The organism is Lysinibacillus sp. DFXJR4 (assembly GCF_057196045.1).
Window position 1 is genome coordinate 63,440 of the sequence record NZ_JBXUNW010000017.1, and the last position, 25,470, is coordinate 88,909.

Below are 25,470 nucleotides of genomic sequence, written 5' to 3' on the forward strand. Positions count from 1 at the left end.
CTTTCTACTGTTATTATTTCACCTTTATCTAAAAACTAACCAAAAAGGGTACCTCCAATAATCAGGAGATACCCTTTCTATTAAGAATTAGTAAAAGTAATTGCGACTGTTATTACCTTCGCCAATAGCTTTAGCTAATCGCATTGTTGAAACAGCTAAATCTGCATATGATACTTTCTCAGTAGCATTGAAGCTATTTTGCTGTGCATCTATTAATCCCATTGCACTTGCTAAAGCCACATAGCCAGAGTATGCTGGATCAATTGAGCCTGCATCAGCAAAGTTTAATTTATAAATATCACTATGCTTAGCAGCTTTCTCTAAGCCTAATACACGAATATACCATTCTGCAAGCTCTTGACGAGTCAATGTTGCATCAACATCAAATCGATCTGCTGGCTTTAAAACACCCATTCTTACGGCTTCTTCAACTACTCCATATAATGGATGGTTTTTATCAATATTTGTGAAGGATTGCTTTTCATCACCTTCTCCATATCCACCAAAATAGCCATATGTGAGAGATTTAAGCATAATTTTTAGTGCTTCTCCCTTAGTCACGCCAGTATCAGCATTAAAAGTAGCTGGGTCTTTAATCTCTAACACATTTTGACTAACCAAATAATTTAACTCTTTTGCTGCTGTAGGATGTGAAATCAATGGTTGCTCTTTTTTATCCTCAATATTAATTAACCACTCTCCAGTAGTTGCATCAATTTGATTAAGTAAATTACCACCATAAGTTGGTGAATACACTAGATCATAATGATTCTTATCCTCACCACTTTGTTTAGCGTATTGCAATTGTAATTTAAGTGCCTCACGATAAGATTCTTTTGCTTTATCAGCAGAAATCGCCTTATCTACAGATGGCCAATTATCGATTTTTTGGTTAGAAATATACAATGAACGTAATGAGCCATCAGAACCAATACTTACAGATATTTCATCTCCTACCACAGCGATATCATTTACAACACGCGGGAATGAGAAATAATATTCTTTACTATAATCAGCTAATACAGCTTCCTCTAATGGTTTAGAATAATTATGCACATAGGAAGGAGCCCATTGCTTTAAGTATTCAATCGCCTTGTTCAATGCTGCATCCTTAGAAATGGTTGTAGTCTTATCATTAGTCTTTATGAAATCTCTAGTTAAATCATGATATTGAATAATTTCGCCTGTTGCCTTATTTAATTCAAATGAGGAGCCTATGCCACCATTATCATACATATACGTATAATTTACAGAGTAAATTGTTTCCCCATTTTGGTTTTCTCTTTCATCAATCATATCAATTTGTAACTTAGCTTTATCAGGATCAACCTTTAAGAAGGATTTTGCAAATTCTTCTACTTCAGCTAATGTCATACCCTTCTTTCTTGGTTCAAGCGGTTGTGAGGATAGCTTTTCTACGCGTTTTACTTTCGGTACCTGTGCCGAGAAGCCATTCACTGTTTGCCATTGACCATTTAAAGCATGTACCCCATTAAAGCCTATTGCTGGTGCATAAACAAGCTTCACTTTACGCTGATCTGTTTGGAAATCATAATCGACTGTGTAACGCAATTCAACTGCTAAATTATCACGAATTTGGGCAAGAATATCCGCTTCAGTCTTCTTCTGCTCTACACTATCAAATGTTGCCTTGCTAAGAGGCTCTGTATTGCGATAAACACTTGTAATTTCGCCATTCGCAAGGACTTCAATAGTAAAATATTGCTCGCTGATTGCCACACCATTTTGAGTTGGTGAATAGACAAACGAATAAGCAATTGGCTGTGATAATGGTCTGCTCATATTAAAATAGGAGTCAGAGCCAATACCATTTTCCTGAAGCTTATAGTTTTCAGTATTTGGGAATTTAGCTAAGAATTCCTTTGCAATTTTTTGTGCATCAGCTTCAGAATACTTTGCTGGATACATTGCATCTGAAATATCAGAAGGCTGATAATAGAAATTCTCTAGTTCTAAATCGTCTCCCTTAAATGTGAAGCTACCATAAATTTCCTTACCATTTACAGTTTTATGGAAGCTTATATCATAACGAATTGTTGTATCATCTGTATAGTAGTGTCCGCTTCCTACATTTAAATCTTTCTCTGTTAAGAAATTAAACTTATCAGGGAATATTGCATGCAATTTATTGATAAGCATACTCTTCGTGACTTTTGTCTCCGTTGAAGCTACTTGAATTTCAATTCTCTCTGAAGATTCCTTTACATTAGCAGAAGCTTGTGAAATTGGTGAAAGTACCCCGACAGTAAATGCTGTAGATGTTAGTATAATACCTAACTTTTTAAACTTACCCAAAATATCCCTCCTAGAAAACTATTTACCATTTATTATAATATACATTTCCAAATTTGGAAACGTTATTTACAGAATATTACCGCTTAAAAGAAAATAGAATAGTTATTTTTTCACCACATCGAAATTGGAGCCTATTAATAACCAATTTTGTGGGAATGGTAAACCTAGCTTCCAATAACCCACTCCTCGAAGTTTATATCGCTTTATTAAATCGAATTTGGCTTGAATGGATCTTGCATCTTCAAACCAAACAACATGCGCCCTGCCCTGTTCATCATAATATTCAAAGAAAGGTGCTTGGGCTCTCCTATCATATTGAATAGCTGCATTATATTTTTTAGCAATTTCAATAGCTCTTTGTGGACTAACTGCTTCAGCAATGGGACCTCCTTGTACAAAAGGCAGTGTCCAGTCATAGCCATATAAATTTTGTCCTAGAATAATTTTATTTCTAGGAATTTCACTAATAGCATATTTCACAACTGCCTCTACCTCAGGAAGTGGAGATACTGCCATAGGAGGACCGGCAGAATATCCCCATTCATAGGTCATTAACATCACAAAATCCACTATTTCTCCATGTGCCCTATAATCATGTGCCTCTGTCCAGGGACCACGCTCACTTGCACTCGTTTTTGGTGCAAGTGCTGTGGATACTGTGTACCCTTGTGGATGGAATCTATTTACAGCTCTTCTTAAAAAATTGTTATACGCCTCACGTTGATCCCCTGGTAAATTTTCAAAATCAAAATGGATATCTTTAATGCTCCCTAAACGCCTTGCCTCTTCTAGAATATTATCGAAAAGCAAATCCTGTACAGCTGTACTTTGAAAAATATCTCGAGCTAAATCACCGCTAAAGCTAAAATTCTCTAAATTTGAGATAACCATTGCTAAAGAGGCTCCTGTCTCATTAGCAATTTGCGTCACACCCTGACTTGGTGGTTTTTTAAGTGTCCCATCTCGCCTTGCTTCATAGCTAAATAAAGCAAGATACGTTAAAAATGGTCCTGCTTCTCTAGCCTGACTCAATAATGGCTCGCTAACAGATGTCCCTCTCGGCTCCAAATATGCCAAAGTTTCAGCTCTTGTTTTAGGTGGAGATGGAATATATAGTCGCACCCCAACAGATAGCGGCTGGTTTGGATTCATATTGTTGACCTGTGCAAGTGTTGCATAATTAATACCGAAGCGCTGACCAATGGACCATAAACTGTCTCCTGGCTGCACATAATAAAAGCTTCCGATAATCGGAATAACAAGAGCTTGCCCTACGACTAGTCGATTTGGCTCTGGAATTTGATTGGCATCTACTATACTTTGAACCGTTGTCCCATACGCCTGTGCAATCCTCCATAAAGACTCCCCAGCTCGTACAACATGTATTTGAATGACATTGCCTCCTTCAAGCGTCATGAAATCATACCTATAAAGCTTATGAAATAAGGTAGGAAAAGATGCCATCGCTCTTTCGAAACAGGTTTCTATCAATTATGCCTTGGCATAATTGCTCTATAGTGTTGAAAAACTAAATGGTCAAGGGACTCTTTATGAATATTTAGTCAAAATGGAGGTGATTTCCGTTCCAGGCTACTCGCTTTCCTGTGGGCGAGCGACGAGCCGCTTCCTGCGCTGACGCTCCGTGCAGGGTCTCGTCTGTCTCGCTATCCCACGGGAGTCGAGTAGCCTTACACTCCAATCTACAATAGTGTAGAACTTTAAATATTTTCTTCCTTCAATAGTAAAGTAAAAGCATATTACTCACCATCATTAAATGGATAGAATAGTAGTACAATTCTATAGCTGTCAACCTACATTTTGTGCATAAAAATACTTTATAACTAAAAATAAAGCCTTCTTACTGCTGTCGTACTGCACAGATAAATTGCCACAAGACGTGGCGTTCTTAGGCTGAGTTCCTCTATTCCAGTGGATGTTTGGACACCCGCTGAAAAGAAGCTTAAATTCACATTCATCTCACCACGTATAGAGATGAGAGACTTCTGTATCTGCTGCTGACGCTATGCTTTCGATACAAAAAAAATTTGCTGAAAAAAGTAAAAAAAGTCCTTCACCGATTACTGTGAAGGCATGCTGTATTTATAATATTTATGACACGCTCGAAAATAGAATACAAAGAAGAAATAAGCAACCAACTGTAGCACGGAACCTATAAAATGAACATTCTCTCGCATACTTTCTTCAACATTCATTGAAAATGCTTGTATAACGAAGCCGCATAGCATCAAAGCTATATATGTCTGATAGGTTTTAAATGTTTTAGCTTCAAGTGGCTTATTATAATGAATGTGTAATAATAATTGAAAAACACAATACATAAAAATGATAAATAAAAATTGCATAAGCTGTATTCCAATGTCCCCCAGTATCTTATAACCTAGCCATTGATCTAGCTCCACAAAGAATGACAAGACTGCCAAAATAATTGCGAAGTTTTTTGACCAACGCTTAAAATTATGCAAGGAGGGCAGTAGATGAATACCATATATAAAAGATAGATAACCAATAAAATCTGGAAATATATCTGGTAATCCGAAAAAACTTGAATCCATAAAAACAAAAGACACACCATTCACTATATATTCGTAGGGCTTTTTCATTATTTTACATCTCCTTCAATTGCTTTCACGAGGTAGTTATCCTGTTCCTTTAGAATCTCATCTAAACGTTCTTGCATATTCGTAAATGATCCAATCATTTCGTTATCATCATAGAATTCGCTATAGCTTGGTTCTTCAATATTTTGATTCTCTGCATATAGTAGATTTCCGACCCATGCTAAAAAGGACAGTGAAAACGTTAAATAGACAAGTCTTCCTTTTGTAAGCCCCTTATAATAAACGAACAGTATAAATAACAAGAGGGCAAGCATTAGGAAAACACATAATATATTCGTAAGATTTTTCTCCTGATTGATGGTTAATAGTGCTGCGTTTTTCAGGTTGATTGATTGCCCTGTACCAATTATGAATACAAATAGTAGAACAGCTAGCGTCACTGGAATGGTTAATATTGTCGCTATAGAAAATCGTTTTATCTTCTTTATAGGAGTTTTTTCAAGGCTCTGACGCAGTTGCTTTGAGAAATCTATATTTGGATCTTTATCAGGACGTTTTTTTAGTGCGTCAAATAACTCATAATCACGTTCTTCCATCAATTGTCCCTCCCTACTTTTTTTCGAAGCCTTGTCATTGCCCGATGAAAATCAACACGTACCTTCACTTCTGAAATGCCCAAAATCTCGGCGGTTTCCTGAATCGTGTAGTCTTTTAGCATTCTGCAAATAATGATTGTTCGATCATGTGATTTTAATGTCATTAATGCCTCTTGTACCTTTTGCCATTGCTCATTTTTCTCTATCATTTCCAGAGGCTTTGAAACTTCTTTCAATACAGGCTGCCAGCTTAGCTTTTCTATTAAAAGTCTCTTTACTTTTTCCCTTCTATGTATATCTACTGCTGTATTTCGTGCAATTGACAAAATCCAAGTTTTTACTTTATCCATATCCTTTAATTTATCTAACTGCTTCATCACTTTGAAAAATGTCTCCTGCGTAATATCCTCCGCCTCTTCCCTACTATTTGTATAATAAAGCGCAAAATGATACACATCTCGATGATAACAATCGTACAAATGTTCTATATTTGTTATGTCCTTATGCAAAGCCTCACCCCACTTTCTACACTCAGAAATAAGTCGTTACAACAAATTATTTGTTACACTTTTCCCACTTATTTTTATATAACTAGCGTAAAATGCCTTATTCTTTTCATGATTTACTCTCCTGTATAATGAAATTACTGTAAGGAGGTGTTAGTTTGCGTTTATTTTACCAGCAAAAAACAATTGGAAAAAAATCGCGTAAACTTCAAAAGATTGCATTTACAATTAAAGAGCCAGTCCATACCTTGAAAGACTTACTACTACAGCTCGTCACACAGGAGGTTCAGAATTTTAACGAAAAGGCGTTGGATACACCGCTTCATATATATTTAACTGAGGAGCTATTAGAGGATGCTGTACATCATGGCAAGATACATTTTGGTGAGAAAAAAAATGCCACTGTCCAGTCTTTAGAACAGGCTAAATCGACAGTGATTCAAGCTTTTGAAGATGAGCTATTTTTAGTAGTCCAAAATGAGGAGCAATTGAATTCACTTACAACACCACTAACAATTCAAGAAGATGACGTTTTTACTTTTATAAAATTAACGATGCTAGCAGGACGAATTTGGTAAGGAGGAATCCCATGACACTTTCTCATGAACAAAAACTACAATTTCAAAGTAAAATTGATACCGCACCATCGGCTATTCAACCAATAGCTACAGCATTGCTTCAATATATGGATACACGTGATTACAATATTGAGCAGCAAATTGCTGATTTGAAAATCACAACACTCGAGGAGCTATTTACAGGTCCATTAGTTGATGTACTAACACTCTTTTCTTCACAGGAACGAGCACAAAATATTAAGAAGCTGGCATTACGTTATGATACAACAATGTTTCAGACTGGTATTTTGCGTAGATCGTTTCGTTCTGCTCAACCAGTACAGGATCACCTTTTTCAATGTCTGCAATTAATTGAAGAAATGCTAACATTTGAAGAAATCAATTTACAGGAATTATTGACGAATCACAGTCAATATGAGCATGGTACATACCCTAACTATAGCTCCTATGTGATGAAGCAAGAGAATATAAAGGTTATGCCATTTAATGTTTTTGAGCAATTACTTGCAGAAGAGCTATCATTACAAAACCCAGCTATTGAGGAAGCTATTGAAAATATCCTATTTGATGAACATCAAAGTAGCTTTTTTGGCTATCCACTAATACGAGGGATTTTTAAATCAACCAATAGTCGTCTGCATGAAGCACTTGGAAAGCTATTAGTTGCGGCAGCGAGGCAAGAAGGGCTACGTCAAGCTATTGTTGAGAATATCGATCATGGTACCTTAGATGCACAGCTTACAATCATGAAGCTTATTCAAGAGCACCAGCTAACTCGCTTCTCCTCAGTTATTCGTGCTGTCGATACTTGGATGGGACTTGGCTATAATAGCTTTGAAAATCAAAAGATTACAGAGGAAGTCTTGTCATTAGCGATTCAAGCTATTGAAAACGACAATTTCACTAAAGAATTACTGCAAAGCGAGCGAACAATAGATATTTATGTGGCACTCTGGGCAATTTCTACAAAAGATTACACGCAACTTGATATAGTTTTACCAGAGTTGCTAGGACGCCAAAAGCATGTCCAGCTTACAACACTTGCGTTCTTAAAAAATTTAGGGAAAACTTCCTTTACTGCACAATATGTCAAAGATATTATTCTAACAACAAAGGATATTGAGCTTTTTACTTTTGCTTGGGGAAATTTCATCCATGTAAATAACTATATTAACAGTGAATATGCTTGGGATAACGATTGGGTTAAAGATTTACAAACGTACATGCAAGAAAATACACAGCTTCAAAACATTGAATATCCGTTATTTAATCAGCTCGAATGGGCAAAGAGTGAGGTTTCCAAGGATGGTCTAACAATTGCAGGAAAACCCCTAGCCTTCGTATATGCGCACATATCTTTAGAGGACATTATTTCAACACAAATTATTTTGGCCCATCACTTACAAGATGAAGAATTATTTCAACGTATTATTGAGAATGCAGATGCCTACTCACCTACTAGCAGAATTGGACTTCTTAATATTTATTGCCTTGATAATTCTACACAAGGAAAGCGCGATTTTCTATTTAGCTCTTTACGAGACCGAAGCTCTATTAATCGGTCCCTCGCGCTCAAAAAGATACAGCTATTAACACCTACTGATCATGAAATTTTAAAAGTCGAGGATCTTTTAGCAAATAAATCCGGCTCACTTCGTAAAGAGGCTATTTCTCTCTTAAAGCTACAATCACAAGAGAAAATATTGCAAAGTGCCGAGCGACTTATACAAGACAAGAAGCAATTAAAACGACTTGGTGGACTTGAGTTGTTATTAGAAGCCTCAAAAGAATATCACTTATCAAATGAACAAATTACAGCTTTATGCAAGACGCTACCAAAAGTTACTGCAACAGAACAAGTGCTTTTAGATCAATTGTTAACAAGCGATATTCCAGAATATAACGAGGAAAATGGCTTTGGCTTATATACACCACACCCGCCTATTCAATACCAAAACATTTCTAATATGGATATCAAGGTGGACGGTGAAGAGGCATGGAAGCAGCTAATTCCAATTTATTTGCAGGCACAAATGCCACTTGAGAAATTTTTTGACTATGATGTTCATAAACTTTTAGCAAAGCTTGAGCGGCTAATTCAATTAATTGATGTTCATGCTCATTATGAGTATGAGACATACCAGTGGAATGATACTCTAATGACAACAACCTTAGGACAAGACTATAATGTTATAGCCTCCAAAAAAGAGAATAGTAAAAACGCTAGTCTTGATGTCCATCCAATACCTGAGGAAATCATACAGTGGATAAAAGAAGAAAAATTCAGCACAGAGGATTTAGCTTATTTCAACTTTTATAGTAATCTGTCTCAATACCCTGCTGTCCACGAAATTAGCGAAGCAGCACACGCTCTTATCGCTCCAATCCTTAACTATGCACAAATTAAAGAATATATTGCTAAGTTCAATGCGTTAAAGCATGAGCAAACACTGGATCGAATTTTTACCGTGCTTTCACAGGATTTAGACAATTTGTCTGGGGAGCAGGAGCTTCATAAACAAGCAGTCGAACTTTTAGAACAACATGCACAAGGATTCAGTGCTTTCGAGCAAGCAATTGGTATAATGCTTCAGCTGTTATCTCAAATACCACCTGAAAAGTGGAAGCTCGAAGTAAGAGATAAGGGGTATTATTATTATCGTTCGACTTCCACTATAGTAGATTTAGATGTAATCGATGCCTTTGTTGATAGATGCTTCTCAGGCTATACGACTTATGGCGAATATGTCAAAATGCTCGCTATTAACGAAGAATTAACAAAGCGCATGCAAAAGGAACAGTATAGCCCAAGTGTATATAATTTAAGCTTATTCCAATATTTAGATGCCCTTCAGGCAGGCTTATTCACACAGGATCATTTATTTGAGGCCATTTTCACGAATACATTAGCCTCTGATGTATTGATAGCACCAAATAAATTAATCGAAAAGTATCAAAAGTCATTTGAAGATTTATCGACTCTTCTTGCTATACGTGAGCAGGCAATCAAGCGAATTTTAGAAATCGAGCTTAAGCGCGGGGATATTCCTACTGCCGTAACGAAGCTAGCAAGCAGTATATCCTATATAGAAGGTATTGATTATTTCTTTAAAATTTTACAGGCACTTGATGGAGAAAAGCTTGCTCGAGGCTATATTTGGCAGGCAGAAACGAAAAAGGATGTTTTCTCACGTCTTCTCGCAAACTGCTATCCAAAAAAAGAGGAATCCGCACAGCAGTTAAAAGATGCATGGGAAAAAACAAATATTTCAAAAGAGCGATTAATTGAAGCAATGATGTATAACCAGCATTGGATCGATCTAGTCAGTGAAGTAATTGGTTGGGAAGGCTTAAAAGAATCTGCATGGTACTTTATCGCCCATACAACTGACTACTTATCAGATTTTGCTAAAGATCAAATTGCCCTCTTCTCAAGCATCACTTCCGACGATTTCCGAGATGGTGCATTTGATTTAGGTTGGTTCCAAAGTGCCTATCAAACAATTGGTGCAAAAAATTTCAAACTTGTCTATGATGCTGCAAAATACGCATCAGAAGGAGCAAATCATCGTCGAGCACAGCTTTATGCCGATACTGCAATTGGAAAACTCAGTCCAAAGCCATTAATGAAAGAAATACAAGATAAACGTAATAAAGACAAGCTTCGTGCACTTGGTCTGATCCCATTAAAAAAATCAGATGAAAAGGACGCTCTAATACGCTATCAGTTTATTCAACAATTTTTAAAGGAAAGCAAGCAATTCGGAGCCCAGCGTCGCGCAAGCGAAGCACGAGCAGCAAGTATTGCACTTGAAAATCTAGCACGCAATGCTGGTGATGGAGAAACAACAAGATTTACATGGCGAATGGAGCTATCCGCTTTTCATGAAATGAAACATTTATTTGAAGCACAGCAAATCGAGCATATTACGGCTCATTTGCAGATTGAAGATGATGCTGATGTGGAAATAATCGTGACAAAGGATGGAAAACGTCTTAAAAATATCCCAACAGCATTGAAGAAAAATACACAAGTCATCGCATTACAAGAGGCACGAAAAGAGTTGAAGGAGCAATATAAACGAGCACGGCCAGCGCTTGAACAGGCAATGGAGTTAGAAACAGTCTTCCATGCTGAAGAGCTCATCAATTTATTAAAGCATCCAATCCTAGCTCCTCTTCTACAAAAGCTCGTCTTTAAAAGCGACGTGTATATAGGAATGCTCACTGCAGAGGGCTTAAGGCTACTATCAGGTGACATCATTTCACTTACACCAACGGCAACATTAAAAATTGCCCATCCATATCACCTACTGAATAGTGGTCAATGGCGTCAATGGCAGGCTTATATGTTTGAGCACAAAATAAAGCAACCGTTTAAGCAAGTGCTCCGTGAGCTATATGTGATAAATGAAGATGAAAAAGGGCAAAAAAGATCATTGCGCTATGCAGGACATCAAGTAAATCCATCTCAGACGGTAGCCCTCTTAAAAACAAGAGGCTGGCAAATTAGTTATGATGAAGGACCTCGCAAAGTGTATTATAAGGAAAATATTGTGGCCTCGTTATATGCACAGGCAGATTGGTTTACCCCAGCAGAAATTGAAGCGCCTGCAATTGAGGGTGTTTATTTCTATAATCGTTTAACTGGCAAAAGCATAATCTTAGATGATATACCTGCAGCAATTTTCTCTGAGATTATGCGAGATATTGATCTCGTTGTTAGTGTTGCGCATGTTGGTGGTGTAGATCCTGAGGCAAGTCATTCTACTGTTGAAATGCGTAGTGTGATTGTGGAAGAATTAACAAAGCTATTAAAACTTACAAACGTAGAAGTGAAAAAACAACATGCTCTTATTGAAGGTAAACTTGCTAGCTATTCACTACATTTAGGTAGTGGTGTTGTTCATCAAATGGGGGGATCAATGATTCCAATAATCGCTGTACAAGCGCAGCACCGTGGACGCATTTTCCTACCAATGGTGGATGATGATCCTCGTACAGCCGAAATCATGTCGAAGCTATTACTACTAAGTGAAGATACTAAAATTAAGGATCCTGCCATTTTAGGGCATATCCGTAGCTATGAACAACAACGTTAACTTGTGCACATAAAATAGCTGGTAGCATTATAAAGTGCCCTCCTTGAACATTGGAGGGCACTTTTATTGTACATCAGATTTAATCATTTCAAATAACAACGGGACATTGGTTCCTCTTTGCAATGAATGACAGTCATCCATTAAAAATGCCCAGCTTTTTTTCATTTTTTCTCTATATGGGAGCTCTTGACTAACTGGTAGAAATTCGCTTAAATACTCCTCAATAGTATCAGTGAGATTTTCCATAAAATTATCTGCCTTATGCACTTTTTCTGTTGGAATTTCATTGCGCTCATTCCATAGTACATGTTCTAAGTTTGTAGAAAAATAAAATAATTGATAGGGTACTTTTAAACGGTTAATGCTGAAGTGGTCATTCGCCACTAAGATCCTAGCATTATTCGCTTTCATTTCATTACGTTGCTCAATTTGCTCTTTGCGTTTATCCGAATTCACTAAGATTGCATCCTCCGTATAAAACAAATTTTGCTCGATATCCTCCTTCACCTTAACAAATTCTGGTGCAATAAAGCAGCCATCTGCATCTGTAATATGAACAATTGCCGTTAAATCCTTTGCTAGAAATTTATATTTATTTAAATAGCTCTGGATTACTTTAACAACACTATTTTTAATATTTGGGATACGCTTATTGGCATCCCATTTTGTCAAAATATCCTCACGCTGAACGTCAAAGCGAATCATCGAATTTGCAAAATATTCATCTAAATAATCCTCTAAGATAATCTGCTCTGTCTGTCCCTCAACAATAATGAGAAGAATTTTTTTAGTCATGCTGCACACCTGCTTTTCTAAATGCACGCTTCATTTTAAATGATTTTGTTTCCTTATAAACTTCCTCATCCTGACCACCAAGCTGGATAGCACGTAGGTAGACATCCCTAGCATTATTTACTTCCTTTATTCCTTTTAGCTGCATATAGCGGTGATCTTCATTTGTTGTTGTAAACCATAAATTTTTAATGGCTAGCACCTCTAACACACGTAAATTATGAGATGTAAAGATAAGTTGACCTTTTCCATCCTCATCTATCACTGTTAACAACTCACCTAACAAATATTCAAAAACACCAGAATCTAATTCATCAATAACGACACATGCATTAGGATTGTTGTATACCGCAATAAGCAAGCTAAGGACAGAAATAATTTTTAATATCCCCTCTGACTCCGTACGAAGCGGTAATTCACGTTTTCCCCGCTTGGATAAAAATTCAAAACGAACCCCTTTTGCCCCACTATCCATCATCTGTTTCGTAATAACATTAATTTTTATGGTCAGACCGGGGATAATTGCTGACAATACTTGATTACTTTGTTCGACAACCTCACATAACACATAGAAGGTCTCTTCTGGCAATACTGCTGGTCCCTTTAAATCATATGGTATTAAACCTCTAGTTCTCTCTAAATGGATACTAAAGGGCATGATTCGCTCCTCAAACAATGGTGCGATATTTTGATTATTTACAACATGAAAATCTTGAGTAAAATCAATCGCTATATTTTGAAGAAGCTCCATCTCCAGCTCCGAAAGCTGTTCTTGTAATAGAGGCTTTAAATCTTTATGGAAAATAAATGACATATATTGTCTTCTAGCTAATTGCTGTACAACTAGCAATTGAATACGTGCTTTTTCATTCAAATCAGTCAGTTTAGCATTACGTATCTGCACATCATCATCTGTAACAGCCATTAATATCTTCGTACGTTTACCCTTGTCATTTTCTCGGTACGTAAGTCGTTCAAGTACTGTGTATAGTCGATACTCATCCTCTTGTAGCTCTACATAATAATTGACAAAAAATGTACCAAACTGATTTTCCACAAGAAACTCAAAATCTATGCTAGCCTTACCCTCTCCTGCCATCACTAAGCATTTTTCTTGTACAGGTAATTTCACTTCTGCTATCCAGCCTGAAATTAGTGCCTTCAATATACTGAAGGCATCGACAATCGTTGTTTTACCTGAACCATTCTGTCCATATAAGCCTACAACATTGGCCTGTAAAAATGACTCGAAATTTACTGCAATGGAAATCTCACCATGACGAACATTTCGTAAATTATGCAATATTATTTTCTTAATCTTGATAATTGCCATTATGCAAACACCCTTTTTTTCTTATTATAATGAAAATCAGTATATTTTATAACAATTTCAATTTTAAGCACACTCGTCTAAGAACTAGAGGAATTTTGAATATAGGCATAAAAATAAAAAAAGGTGTGTTTTTATTGACATATGTTACTCACGACGATTTTAATCAACAATTTTATTCTGGTATAAAAAAATTTGGGTACTCTCTCTATTAGCACTAATCAAGGCAATAACAGATTTTTGAATCAGAAGGAAAAACTGACAGTAGAGGTCAATCAAATAAGGGACAGCTCTCTATCCCCTCCTCAGCTACATCATAGCAAACAACGCCATAATTTCCAGAACTTACCAGGAATAGTGTCTGGCATTTTAGGGAACTTAGGATCAAATAAAAATGCTTTCTACTAGTTCGTTTTAAACTAATGGAAAGCGTTTTATAAAAATAGGCTATATGCTTCACCTATTTCTATCATAATAATATTTGTAATTTAAAAGACCCAATTTGAAAAATAAAAGATGTTTTTCACCTACAATTTAATTCCTAAAAACAACTTCATGAATGTCACTTCTTATAATTAAATATTTAAAAATTAATAAATTTTTATAAAAATATCAACATGAAATAGTTATTCTTGTACTATTATACCGGTTTTCAAAATTTTATTTTAAAGATCATAAGTCGAAATAGTAAGTTTTTTGGGTTGTGAATCATTTTTTTTGGCAGTATAGTTGTTTAATGTCAGGGGATGTTTGGATTATTTTCCATTCATAAATATTTTAATAAAAAGGTATACATATCTTCCACGAAAATTACATCAGGACTGCCAAATGTAATGTTCTCTACTATTTACTTTTGACCATCTCAGCTGTGAATGTCTATTTTTTTACTTAAAATATGTTTTGTATATAATTATAGGAGGAAGAACATGAAAAAAAGTAAGAAACAGAACATGTCCATCAGTAGAAAATTAACAACTATTGTAATAAGTATTTTACTACTATTCGGATTAGTCAATCTAGGTCTTTCCTATTATATAGTAAAGAATAGTAATTTAAAAGATATGAATCAATCTCTTTTCGATAAAGGAATGATCTTAGCAAAGTCAATAGACCTAAAAACATTGCAATCTGTTATCAAGGAGCCTAATGCTAGCAATCCAGATGTTCTTCGTTTAACAAAAGAAATGGACGATATAAACGATCATTCGGATATTATCACAAATCTATTCCTTATAACAGTTGACGGAAAAAATATAAACGCGCCGGTTCTATCTTCGAGCGTACTGGATTTTGGGGCAGAGTATAACCAAGATATGATAGCTATGGGCTTATCAGATGACTTTTTAGCAAGAATTAAAGAAGTCTTTGAAACAAAAGAAGCGACCGCTACGAGCATCTATTCAGATGAGTATGGTAGCTATAAAACAGGCCTTACACCAATTTTGGATGAAAACGGAGCAATTTTAGCCGCATATGCAATTGACTATGATGTTTCAATGGTAACGGCTAAGGCGATGACAGAGGTATCATGGATTCTTTTAGTGACAATAATTTTCTTAATTGGTTCATCCATTGCTGTTTATACAGTTTTAAAAAGAAAATTAACACCGATTCAACATCTCTCCCTACAATCTAAAAAAGTGGCAGATGGTAATTTAGAGCTAGAGCCCTTACCTGTGATATCAACAGACGAAGTGGGCCTTCTTACAGAAAACTTTAATTCCATGATTGAAAATTTGAAAGCAGTTATTAAAAGCACTACAAATGTTTCAGCACGTGTTTCGAACACTGCCAATGTATTATCTACAAATATGCAAGAAGCAACAGATTCATACAATAGTGTAGCTTCATCGATGCAAGAGATTGCCGGAGGCGCTGATTTACAAGTCCAAAAAGCAAAAGAAAGCTCGATTACCATTGAGGAAATGAGCATAGGTATTCAACGAATTGCCATGACTTCTAACCAAATATCAGAATCCTCCATTCAAGCATCTGAGGAAGCTGAAAAAGGAAATGACTCAACAAATAAATCTGTGGCCCAAATGAATGCGATTAGTAAAGCTGTGAATCAATCAGCAGCATCTGTAAAAATGCTTGGCGAACATTCAGGTAAGATTGAAGAAATCGTTGGTATTATTACCGGTATCGCCTCCCAAACAAATTTACTGGCCTTGAATGCAGCCATAGAAGCAGCACGAGCTGGCGAAGCTGGAAGTGGTTTTGCTGTTGTAGCTGACGAAGTACGCAAGCTTGCTGAGCAATCTGAGGCATCCGCTCGCGAAATCTCCACACTTATCTCACATATTCAGCATGATACAAATACATCTGTAAATGTGATGATGCTTGCTGTGGAGGAAGTGGATAATGGTTTAGTCATGATCAATGATTCTGAGAAGTCATTTAGTCATATTTTAACTTCAATCCACCATGTTACTGGACAAATACAGGAACTATCCGCAACAATAGAAGAAATGGCAGCCGGCATGGAGGAAGTAACCTCCGCTGTAAAGGATATGGAAGATTTCTCTGTGAGTTCAAGAGATAATACACGAGCAGTCGCTGAAACTTCCTCTTCTCAACTGAATACCGTACAAAGAGTTTCTGAAGAAGCACAAGTACTAACTGATTTGTCCAGCGAATTATTAAATGTTGTTAACACATTTATCGTGAAATAAAATGAAAAGAGTCTTTCTATAAGCAGAAGCAGGTTCTCAATATCCCGCAGATTTATGAAAATCTGCGGGAGTAATTACTAAAATCTATTTTTAATATTCTGCCTATTGATCCCCCTCTTTGATAATAGGAGTTGTTATGATTGAATAATTCACGAGATTTTAATATTTATTTATCACATCATCAAACACAACTATTTGAGCAGCAACTGCCAGTCTCTCAGTGTACAGAACTGTTAAATGAACAGGATTTGCTAGCATACCAAGCATTAAATCAAACGAAAGCCGATTACGATACAAATATCACAATACCTGAAGTCTTTTATCAGGTTGCACACCAGTTTGCTGATAAGATTGCACTATCCTTCGAACATGGTACGATGACCTATCGTCAACTAAATGAACAATCTAATCAAATTGCTCATATGTTAATAGACAAAGGCCTGCAAAAGGGAGATTTTGTAGCTATTATAATGGAGCGTAGTAAGGAAACAATTATTAGTCTTCTAGGTGTACTAAAAGCAGGTGGTGCCTATGTTCCTATTGATCCAAGCTATCCACGAGAACGTTGCCAATACCTTTTGAACGACACTAGTGCCCCATTTGTATTGACGAAAGATGAACATATAAACTTACTGAAACAACTCATACATAATGATGAACAACCTCGGATGGTGTTGACCGTCAATCAGAAGGATAGTTTTACAAAAGAAAATATCCACATCGATCTACACCCATCCGATTTAGCCTATATTATTTATACATCTGGATCCACAGGTAAACCAAAAGGTGTCATGCTCAAACATGAGGCTGTTATTAACTTAATAACAGATAATCAGAGAATTTACCAATCCACTAAAGATGACGTCTATTCTCAGTTTATCTCCTACAGTTTTGACCCTTCAGTCACAGAAACATTTACGGCTTTTTTTTCAGGTGCAAGACTACATATGCTCACAAGTATTGAACGTCTATCCATCGAAGCGTTTGCTAATATGATTGCACGGGAAAAGATTACTACCGCAACAGTACCAAATGCTTTCTTTACACAGCTTGCCACATATCTACCTATAGAATATCAAGAAAAATTATCGACTCTTAAATATTTATCAGTCGGCGGTGAAGCACTAATGCCTGCTGTTGTACAAAGATGGCAAGAGAAATTCGGTAAAAGTACTGAAATTATTAATGTTTATGGACCAACTGAATGCACAGTGCTATCCTCCTACTACAGGATAAAAGATACGATAACAGATAATCAGGGGAGTATGCCAATTGGCAGACCGATTGCCAACTATGAAATGTATATTGTTAATGGCAATAATCAGCTTTGTCCAATCAATGTCACAGGTGAATTATGTATTGCAGGCATTGGTTTAGCAGCAGGTTATTTACACCAGCCTGAAAAAACAGCCGAGGTTTTTGTTCCACATCTATTCAAAACCGAGGAATTGATGTATCGAACAGGCGATTTAGTTCGTTTATTGCCAAGTGGTATCATTGAATTTATTGGACGGAAAGATTCCCAAATTAAAGTTAGAGGATTTCGTATTGAGCTTGGGGAAATTGAAGCTGTATTGAGTAATTTCCCTAGCATACAAGAGGCAATCATTGTAGCGAAGAAAAAGGCTGATGGAAATAATAGTTTATTAGCCTATTATACTGTGTCAGGCGGCATGCAAATAGAACAAATGACCATTAGAGAGTATTTATCAAATAATTTACCAGAATATATGGTTCCTGAGCGATTCTTTGAATTACCAGAAATGCCTCTGTCTCCAACAGGTAAAATTGACCGGAAGCAATTACTGGAGATAGAAGAAACTACATCTCTAAATAGCAAATATGTAGCCCCAGAAAATGATAGACAGAAATTGCTAGCTAAGGCATGGGAGTACGTTCTTGGTGTAAGACAAGTCGGCATTCATGATAACTTTTTCCACATCGGTGGACATTCGTTGAAAGTTTTAGAGATTCTTGTACAAGTGAAGAGGCATATTCCCTTCTTAAAAATACAGGACTTCTTCCAATATCAAACTATTGCAGAGCTTGATTATTACATTCGTAACTATCAGTCTGAGAATCACAAAAATCCTAAGATGACTTCTACTGCCCTATTAAAGGAATTAAAGGAGCCGAACTCCCTACCAGTTTCAAAACTAGTAAAACCATTGCCGATGAACACTGTTTTACTAACTGGCGCAACTGGCTTTTTAGGAAGTCATGTATTATACGAGCTGCTAATGACAACAAATGTCCAGGTTTACTGTCTCATTAGACCTAATGCACGTATATCCCTTGAAGAAAAGCTTAATGATACTATGCAATTTTATTTCGGAGATAGTATCACTACACGTTTGAAAGATCGAGTGACAATGATACAAGGAAATTTAGGACATCAAAGGCTGGGTTTATCTAACAAAGATGAGAATGCCATTATTAATCAAATTGATGCAATTATTCATTGCGGAGCAGACGTAAGACATTTTGGTGCAGCGGAACAATTTAATGATGTTAACGTTGGGGGTACTAAATATTTGCTGGAACTAGCTAAACGCAAAAAAGGTATTCATTTCCATTATGTTTCAACAATGGGGATTCCAGAGGAGCTTGCCGCAAATAATTGGGGACCCAATGAAGTACAAGGTAATTTTAATTATGACTATCAGCTCAACAATGTTTATACGCAAAGTAAGCTAGAGGCTGAGAATCTTGTACGTCAGGCCAGCAAGCTTGATATTCCTATATCCATCTATCGTGTTGGGAATTTAACCTGTCATTCTGAAACTGGTAAATTCCAACGCAATATCGATGACAATGCTTTTTATCGTATGATTAAATCTATGCTTTATTTAGGTAAGACTCCTATTGCTCATTGGCACGTTGATTTTACGCCAATTAATTATGCAAGCCAAGCGCTAGTGGCTCTCGCAAGTCAGCCTACTTCAAACGGACATGTATTCCATTTATGTAACCCTGCTCCGCTACGTTATCTAGACTTTATTGACGTGATTAAGGAGCTTGGCTATGAGCTTGAAACTATGACTGCTCAGGAATATACGAATTGGCTTTTATATAACGAGCATACAGAGGAAGCACAGGCGTTTTTATCATTAGCCATTGCACAGCTAGAAGGTGATGGAGCAAGTGATTCACCATTTATCTTTAATTGCGAAAAAACACAAGCATTTTTAGCACATACAGGAATTTCATGTGCAGTGCCCAATGCAGCCTTTATTCGCAAGATGATTCATTATGGCATAAAAATGGAGTACTTCCCTGAGCCAGAGTCTATAAAAATCATATGAAGATTCACAAAGTATACTTATTTGCGTTACCTCTTGGCCAACAACTGGTACAAGCAGAATGGGATACGCTTTTCCATCCGCTATCACAGGCAGAGCAACATAGAATTTTACATTATAAGCATTGGCAGGACAGGCAAAGAGCCTTATTAGGAAGCACACTTATTCAATGGGCGCTTCAAAAGGTCCTCGGCAATTACCCAATTCAAATGAAAAGAGATGCTAATGGACGTCCATATATAATAAATGATAATTGGAAAGGCGATATAAATCTATCACATTCAGGAAAGTGGATAGTCGTGGCACTAACTACAAAGGGTTGCGTCGGAATTGATGTAGAAGAAATAACACCTTTGAGTGAAGAGGTCATATTTTCTGCAATGACACAGGCTGAATTAGCTATATTTAATTCAGAAGCCAATCCCAATCGATTACAAGCCTTTTACGAGCTATGGACATTAAAGGAAGCCATCTTTAAAACAGGTCTATTTTTGAATTCCTCGCCTCCTTTGATAGATACAAGTTCTATAAATAACAACCTTACTACTCGGTTAATCTATCTTGATAAGCAGCATCCCGTTTCTATTTGTTGGGATAGTATGCTTACACATTTATCAATCATAATATTAAATAGAAACCAATTACTGATTCATTAAAAATAGGAATAGCCGCTAGAAATTTTCTAGCGGCTATTCCTTTAAAAATTGGGGATTAATCTTCTTGCCCCTTCACTTATTTAAATAAATCTGATACATTTCTTTTGCTAAAGCTTCCATACCGTCAATTGTATTATAGCCATAGCCGAACATGTAATTATAATCTACAATATAAATTTGTTTATTTTGAATAGCCTTCATGCTTGAAAGTTTAGGATTGGCATAAATTTCCTCACGTACTTTTGTAAGATCTGATCCATCCCAGTTTGGTAGAATTAAAACATCTGGATTTGTAGCAATTAAAGTCTCGATGCTAATATCACCTGTTTCTTCCTTAAAGATATTATCTAGTTTAATCATATTAAATGCATCGTTAAAGAATGATTCACCATGTGCTGACCATACGAAAAGATCTTTTGGATCATTCGTATGCAAATAAGCAAATGTTTTGTGCTCTTTAATGCTCTCTAAATTAGTAGAGATAGTCTTTTGTCTATCTTTTAATTCCTTAATAAAGCTAGCCGCTTTGTCTTGAACATTAAAAATTTCCCCAACATTCTCTATATCTTTGTAGATTGATTCATAGGTTCCACCTGTTATAGAAGATTCTAAAACATATGTTTTAACGCCCATATCATTAAGAGAATCTACAGTACCTACACCCCATTCAGCATTATCAAATAATCCACCCCGTCCAAAAACTAAATCTGGATCAGTTCCTAATGTAACCTCTTTGCCAACATATCCATCGCTTAAAATATTTAACTTTTCATAATCTTTCTCCACAGATGTATCAGGTGCACCAAAGTTTGCACCAACTCCAACAATTTTGTCCCCTAAGCCTAAGTGTAATAATAGTTCTGCTGCTGGGCGTGTGTTAGCCATAATTCTTTCAGGTGCTTTATCGAATTTTTGTACTTTCTTTTCCCAAGTTGATCCACCTTCAGCCTTTGTATAGTTTTCTATGGTTAGTGGATAATGATCCTTCGCTTCTGATTCCTCAGATGTATTTTTTACTGTGCCACTGCAAGCTGTTAACAGTAACATAGCTGCTAAGCTCATTCCTATTAATAAACTCTTCTTCATTTATACTCCTCCTAAAATCCATATGCAAAGCTTAATCCATTAGTCACCGGATTAGTAAATGTCTGGCACTTTATTTGATATAAAGCTTCTATTGTATCAGGTGTTAAAACTTCCTCTGGTGTGCCATGCGCATAAATTTCGCCATCTTTCACTGCGTAAAGATAATCACAATAATGTGCTGCCATCTCTAAATCATGAAGAGCTGCAAGAACGCCTATATTTAATTCCTTCACACAGGATAAAATTTCAATTTGATAGCGGATATCTAAATGATTGGTCGGTTCATCTAATATCATAAATTTAGGTTGCTGTGCAATCGTTCTTGCTAAAATAACCCTTTGCTTTTCCCCACCTGATAATGATAGATAACTGCGATCCTTATAACCTTGCAAATTTGTACGTTTCAGCGCTTCCTCAACAATTCCATAATCATGCTTCGTGTCTGACTCTAACATTTTCTTATGCGGAGTTCTGCCTAATAGCACCATCTGATGCACAGTTAAATCAAAATGCATTTCATTAAATTGCCCTACTACACCTAAGTGCTGAGAAATCTTTTTCTCTGGACTTTTTAAAACATCTAAATCATCTAAAAAGACCATTCCCTTTTGTGGTGAAATGCTTTTATAGATACTTTTCAGTAAAGTTGACTTTCCGCATCCATTTGGTCCGATTAAGCCCACAAATTGTTGCTTTTTTACATGAATAGAAACGTTTTTAACAATTTCTTTTTTGCCTATCTTAACTTCCATTTCCTTAGCAATTAATTCCATTGTTCTACCCTCCGAAGTTGTAACCTTTTTTTACAATCATGTAGATAAATAATGGTGATCCAATGACAGAGGTAATAATTCCTATAGGTAATTCAACATTTTGAATTAAGGTTCTAGATAAAATATCTGCCCAGATCATAAATAATCCACCTAACAGTAACGTCCCCAACATTAAGCGTTTATGATCTGCACCAAAAATACCCCTTGTAATATGAGGAATAATTAAACCAACGAAGCCAATCATTCCCGCATAGGCAACCATAGTTCCTGCTATTAAAGAAGTAAGAATCATATATAACTTTCGATAAATACTTAAATTGATTCCTAATGTAATAGCTGATTCGTCACCTAATAGCATTGTATTTAATATGCGGTGTTGGAAAAGAAATAACGCTGCCCCTATTACAACAACAACTGCTAAGATTGGTGTCTTGTCCCAGCTAGCAGTGGCTAGACTCCCCATGGACCAAAATGTAACAGCTTTAATGGCATCCGTATTTTTAGCAAAAAATATCATAAGGCTTGAGAATGAGCTACATAAAGCCCCTATCACAACTCCTGATAATACGAGTTTAATGGAGGTTGCTTTACCACCAATACTTGATAAAAGAAGAACAGCCATCGATGTCAACATTGCCCCTGCAAAAGCACCAAAAGCTACACCAAACTGAGCTAAGAACGCACTACCACCAAAGCCAATTAGAATGGCGAAGGTTGCACCCAATGTGGCACCAGAGGAAATACCCAGAATATATGGATCAGCAAGTGGATTTTGTACAATCGCCTGCATTACTACTCCACATAAGGCAAGCCCAATACCAATCAATAAGGCAAATACCACGCGAGGCATTCTTACCTGCAAAATAATATTTAAATATGATTGATTTTGAATATGATCAAGTGACCCTAACTTTCCATTGGTAATCGTATGTAAAAGGATATCCATAGATTGCCTGAATGGAATACTAACCTGCCCTATTGATACAGATAACACGGCAGATAATAAAATTGCACCAATGATAAGTAAGATCGTGACATAATACATGTTACCTATGCCTATTCTCTTAGCATCCTGTTTATCCAAGATTTCACCTCTATTTATAACATTTCTCTTTAATGATAACGATTATCATTATCAATATGTATTCTAAGTGATAATCTATCGAAAAACAACAGGAAAATTAATTTAATAGCTTTCAACATTTTCAGTAAGCACAAAAAAAGCCTGTTCTCAAATTGGAAGCTTGAGAGCAGGCGGTTGATTTATCGATAATAGGGACAGTCTTATTTATTATTTTGAGCAATATTTAAAAAGGACTCTTGATATTGTGCGTCCAATCCATAACAACCATATGATTCATCTCCATCCTCTGCATATAACGAATACTCATAGCTCGCAACATTTCTTCCCTTCGTAAAAATGGATTGACTTACTGCTGTGTGCTGAATATAGGGCAACAAAGTAACCATATGAAATGCCTGGAACCAATTATAGCCCGAATGGCGAATATAATGTTCATCAACTATTAAGCTTGCATGTTTCCAACGCATATACCCTATGTATAAATAAAATATTAAAGACAATAAACCGTACAGAAAATAAGGATGAATATACGAAAAAGCACAACATACTAATGTAGGAAACCAAGTTGTGCTCAATAAATAATCAGGTAATACAGATGATTTCACTTTTTCTTGCATTGGTTCAACTTTAAATATGGGCAACTGCTGTTGTATAAATTCTGACACGCGCTCCTGTTTTAATATAGGAAATAAAAGTATACTCCCATCACTACCAATCACATTAACTCTAATTTGTACATAGCCAAATAAGTGAAAAAATAGAGGTTGTAAAATTTGCACAGACCGCACTTCATTTAAAGGAACTTGGTCAGATTTTTTATTCAACGAACCATAGGATATATGTATATACTTTCCAACATTCTCACTATGAAAGCTCCAATATGTTATCATTATATAAATCGCTGACACCAAAATCGATACAATGAAAAGTATAAAAAACATCAATACTAATGAGAGCATGTCGTGCCAGGATATCTCCTTAATAAATTGAAATGCTTCTTTAAACCCTATTCGGCTTGCATTAGTATCCCATCCTTCTATCCAAAAACCTACTAGCTTGGAAGAAAAATTAAGCAAAATCATTGTGATGGACATTGAGGCAAGGAATAGTTTCCAGTCGGCTGTCGCTAGCAACAAACTTTGAAAAAATGATATACGTTGCCTCGACTTTTTAGGCTGCATTAATTCATATGAAGGAAAAAGAGCATTTTTTATTCTCACAATTTCTTTATTTGTTAAAACAAAGATAAATTCATCTCCTCCGATTAATTCAATATTAAAATTCGACACACCCGCAGTTCGCTTTAGAAATGAATCTGAAATCCGAATAGATTTTACACGATTAATAGGAATTTCATGATATTTTTTAGCAAATACACCTTCGGCAATAACAATTTTTTGCTTGTCAAAAGAAAAGTTTTTATAATGCCAAAGCAATATAGAAGAAATAATAATTAGTCCACACAGCAACAAAAATCCTATATTTAATATTTTTTCGTAAAATTGATTAACGCCAATCAAGCCAAGAATCAACACAAATATAGGATATATTCTCTCTTTAATGATGTCATAATTGATATATATAATTTCAAGAACATGGTCTCTTTTCTTGTTCATCTTGGTCTATTCCCTTCTCAATCAAGAACATAGTGATATTTTCTTTTAATATCTCTGCCGCATCCTTTTTCACAAATTGGATACTATGATAATCACCAGCAGTATATATACCTACACTATATAAATTAAATAAACGAGCATAAAATGTTTGGGTAATACTTACATGCTGTATACGTCGAATGGGAATGGTACTATGACGAATAGTGATACCTCCTTTGAATGTTTGAATCCTTTCTTCATCCTCTACATATCGGAAATTTTTATAATAAAAAATATTCATAAGCCCTTCATAAAGAAATTGCACTGTATAATACATAGAAGCAAGTATACATATTTTCCGTACAAACTCATAATCTTGGAATAAATAATAAGCTATTAAAATGACCAATAATCTTTTTATACAATATTGTAAATCACTTAAAAGCCATATAACAATTGATGCTTTTTCTACTTTTTGCACAACTTTTCATCTCCATTGT

Annotated in this window: 16 protein-coding genes and 1 pseudogene; 5 read left to right on the plus strand and 12 right to left on the minus strand. The window is 35.9% G+C overall.

What is annotated here, in order from left to right; translation table 11 throughout:
* Positions 1-87: 87 nt before the first annotated feature.
* From AC2CGN_RS21720 to AC2CGN_RS21740, 5 genes are all read right to left on the minus strand, one after another.
* A complete protein-coding gene (locus AC2CGN_RS21720) occupies positions 88-2,316 on the minus strand; it encodes a YcdB/YcdC domain-containing protein (RefSeq protein ID WP_484516174.1) in 2,229 nt (742 codons plus the stop codon).
* A gap of 102 nt (positions 2,317-2,418) precedes the next feature.
* Positions 2,419-3,708 (minus strand): LysM peptidoglycan-binding domain-containing protein, encoded by a 1,290-nt coding sequence (locus AC2CGN_RS21725; RefSeq protein WP_484516204.1) that lies wholly within the window; start codon positions 3,706-3,708, stop codon positions 2,419-2,421.
* Between the two features lie 686 nt (positions 3,709-4,394).
* Positions 4,395-4,937, minus strand: a complete 543-nt coding sequence (locus AC2CGN_RS21730; RefSeq protein ID WP_429986212.1) for a hypothetical protein — start codon at positions 4,935-4,937, stop codon at positions 4,395-4,397.
* Positions 4,937-5,491 (minus strand): hypothetical protein, encoded by a 555-nt coding sequence (locus AC2CGN_RS21735; protein WP_484516176.1) that lies wholly within the window; start codon positions 5,489-5,491, stop codon positions 4,937-4,939. Before AC2CGN_RS21735 ends, AC2CGN_RS21730 begins: the two co-directional genes overlap by 1 nt.
* Positions 5,491-6,000: an RNA polymerase sigma factor gene (locus tag AC2CGN_RS21740; RefSeq protein ID WP_484516178.1), complete on the minus strand. Its 510-nt coding sequence runs from the start codon at positions 5,998-6,000 to the stop codon at positions 5,491-5,493. The genes AC2CGN_RS21735 and AC2CGN_RS21740 overlap by 1 nt, the downstream gene beginning before the upstream one ends.
* A gap of 155 nt (positions 6,001-6,155) precedes the next feature.
* On the opposite strand from AC2CGN_RS21740, the gene AC2CGN_RS21745 reads away from it, so the two are divergent.
* The gene (locus tag AC2CGN_RS21745) at positions 6,156-6,575 is read left to right on the plus strand and encodes a hypothetical protein (RefSeq protein WP_429986214.1); all 420 of its coding nucleotides are present in this window, start codon (positions 6,156-6,158) and stop codon (positions 6,573-6,575) included.
* Between the two features lie 11 nt (positions 6,576-6,586).
* Positions 6,587-11,677 carry a DUF5724 domain-containing protein gene (locus AC2CGN_RS21750; protein WP_484516180.1) on the plus strand — a complete coding sequence of 1,697 codons (5,091 nt, stop codon included), beginning with the start codon at positions 6,587-6,589 and terminating at the stop codon, positions 11,675-11,677.
* A gap of 63 nt (positions 11,678-11,740) precedes the next feature.
* Here AC2CGN_RS21750 and AC2CGN_RS21755 read toward each other — a convergent pair whose 3' ends face one another.
* Both AC2CGN_RS21755 and AC2CGN_RS21760 read right to left on the minus strand, forming a co-directional pair.
* Positions 11,741-12,472: a hypothetical protein gene (locus tag AC2CGN_RS21755; RefSeq protein ID WP_429983214.1), complete on the minus strand. Its 732-nt coding sequence runs from the start codon at positions 12,470-12,472 to the stop codon at positions 11,741-11,743.
* Positions 12,465-13,802, minus strand: coding sequence for an AAA family ATPase (locus AC2CGN_RS21760; protein ID WP_484516182.1), 1,338 nt, complete (start codon positions 13,800-13,802; stop codon positions 12,465-12,467). Before AC2CGN_RS21760 ends, AC2CGN_RS21755 begins: the two co-directional genes overlap by 8 nt.
* Positions 13,803-14,725: 923 nt before the next feature.
* On the opposite strand from AC2CGN_RS21760, the gene AC2CGN_RS21765 reads away from it, so the two are divergent.
* From AC2CGN_RS21765 to AC2CGN_RS21775, 3 genes are all read left to right on the plus strand, one after another.
* On the plus strand, positions 14,726-16,474 hold the full coding sequence (locus tag AC2CGN_RS21765; protein ID WP_484516184.1) for a methyl-accepting chemotaxis protein: 1,749 nt from the start codon (positions 14,726-14,728) through the stop codon (positions 16,472-16,474).
* A 140-nt stretch (positions 16,475-16,614) separates the two neighbouring features.
* A complete protein-coding gene (locus tag AC2CGN_RS21770; protein ID WP_484516186.1) occupies positions 16,615-19,779 on the plus strand; it encodes a non-ribosomal peptide synthetase family protein in 3,165 nt (1,054 codons plus the stop codon).
* A complete protein-coding gene (locus AC2CGN_RS21775) occupies positions 19,776-20,432 on the plus strand; it encodes a 4'-phosphopantetheinyl transferase family protein (RefSeq protein ID WP_429983218.1) in 657 nt (218 codons plus the stop codon). Before AC2CGN_RS21770 ends, AC2CGN_RS21775 begins: the two co-directional genes overlap by 4 nt.
* A gap of 76 nt (positions 20,433-20,508) precedes the next feature.
* Here the strand turns inward: AC2CGN_RS21775 and AC2CGN_RS21780 are convergent.
* The 5 genes and pseudogenes from AC2CGN_RS21780 to AC2CGN_RS21800 all read right to left on the minus strand — a co-directional run bounded on the left by AC2CGN_RS21780 (position 20,509) and on the right by AC2CGN_RS21800 (position 25,451).
* Positions 20,509-21,518 (minus strand): annotated as a pseudogene (locus tag AC2CGN_RS21780) (ABC transporter substrate-binding protein).
* A gap of 11 nt (positions 21,519-21,529) precedes the next feature.
* Positions 21,530-22,291, minus strand: a complete 762-nt coding sequence (locus AC2CGN_RS21785; RefSeq protein ID WP_484516187.1) for an ABC transporter ATP-binding protein — start codon at positions 22,289-22,291, stop codon at positions 21,530-21,532.
* 4 nt (positions 22,292-22,295) lie between these two features.
* Complete coding sequence (locus AC2CGN_RS21790; RefSeq protein ID WP_286927238.1) at positions 22,296-23,375, minus strand: FecCD family ABC transporter permease; 1,080 nt, start codon at positions 23,373-23,375, stop codon at positions 22,296-22,298.
* A 200-nt stretch (positions 23,376-23,575) separates the two neighbouring features.
* Positions 23,576-24,991 (minus strand): PH domain-containing protein, encoded by a 1,416-nt coding sequence (locus tag AC2CGN_RS21795; RefSeq protein WP_484516189.1) that lies wholly within the window; start codon positions 24,989-24,991, stop codon positions 23,576-23,578.
* Positions 24,963-25,451: a PH domain-containing protein gene (locus AC2CGN_RS21800; RefSeq protein ID WP_429988186.1), complete on the minus strand. Its 489-nt coding sequence runs from the start codon at positions 25,449-25,451 to the stop codon at positions 24,963-24,965. The genes AC2CGN_RS21795 and AC2CGN_RS21800 overlap by 29 nt, the downstream gene beginning before the upstream one ends.
* Positions 25,452-25,470 lie beyond the last annotated feature (19 nt).

Bases quoted from the DNA above. Each gene is read 5' to 3' on its own strand.
- AC2CGN_RS21730 (WP_429986212.1), bottom strand. From the start codon at position 4,937: ATGAAAAAGCCCTACGAATATATAGTGAATGGTGTGTCTTTTGTTTTT.
- AC2CGN_RS21735 (WP_484516176.1), bottom strand. From the start codon at position 5,491: ATGGAAGAACGTGATTATGAGTTATTTGACGCACTAAAAAAACGTCCT.
- AC2CGN_RS21750 (WP_484516180.1), top strand. From the start codon at position 6,587: ATGACACTTTCTCATGAACAAAAACTACAATTTCAAAGTAAAATTGAT.
- AC2CGN_RS21755 (WP_429983214.1), bottom strand. From the start codon at position 12,472: ATGACTAAAAAAATTCTTCTCATTATTGTTGAGGGACAGACAGAGCAG.
- AC2CGN_RS21760 (WP_484516182.1), bottom strand. From the start codon at position 13,802: ATGGCAATTATCAAGATTAAGAAAATAATATTGCATAATTTACGAAAT.
- AC2CGN_RS21765 (WP_484516184.1), top strand. From the start codon at position 14,726: ATGAAAAAAAGTAAGAAACAGAACATGTCCATCAGTAGAAAATTAACA.
- AC2CGN_RS21775 (WP_429983218.1), top strand. From the start codon at position 19,776: ATGAAGATTCACAAAGTATACTTATTTGCGTTACCTCTTGGCCAACAA.
- AC2CGN_RS21785 (WP_484516187.1), bottom strand. From the start codon at position 22,291: ATGGAATTAATTGCTAAGGAAATGGAAGTTAAGATAGGCAAAAAAGAA.
- AC2CGN_RS21795 (WP_484516189.1), bottom strand. From the start codon at position 24,991: ATGAACAAGAAAAGAGACCATGTTCTTGAAATTATATATATCAATTAT.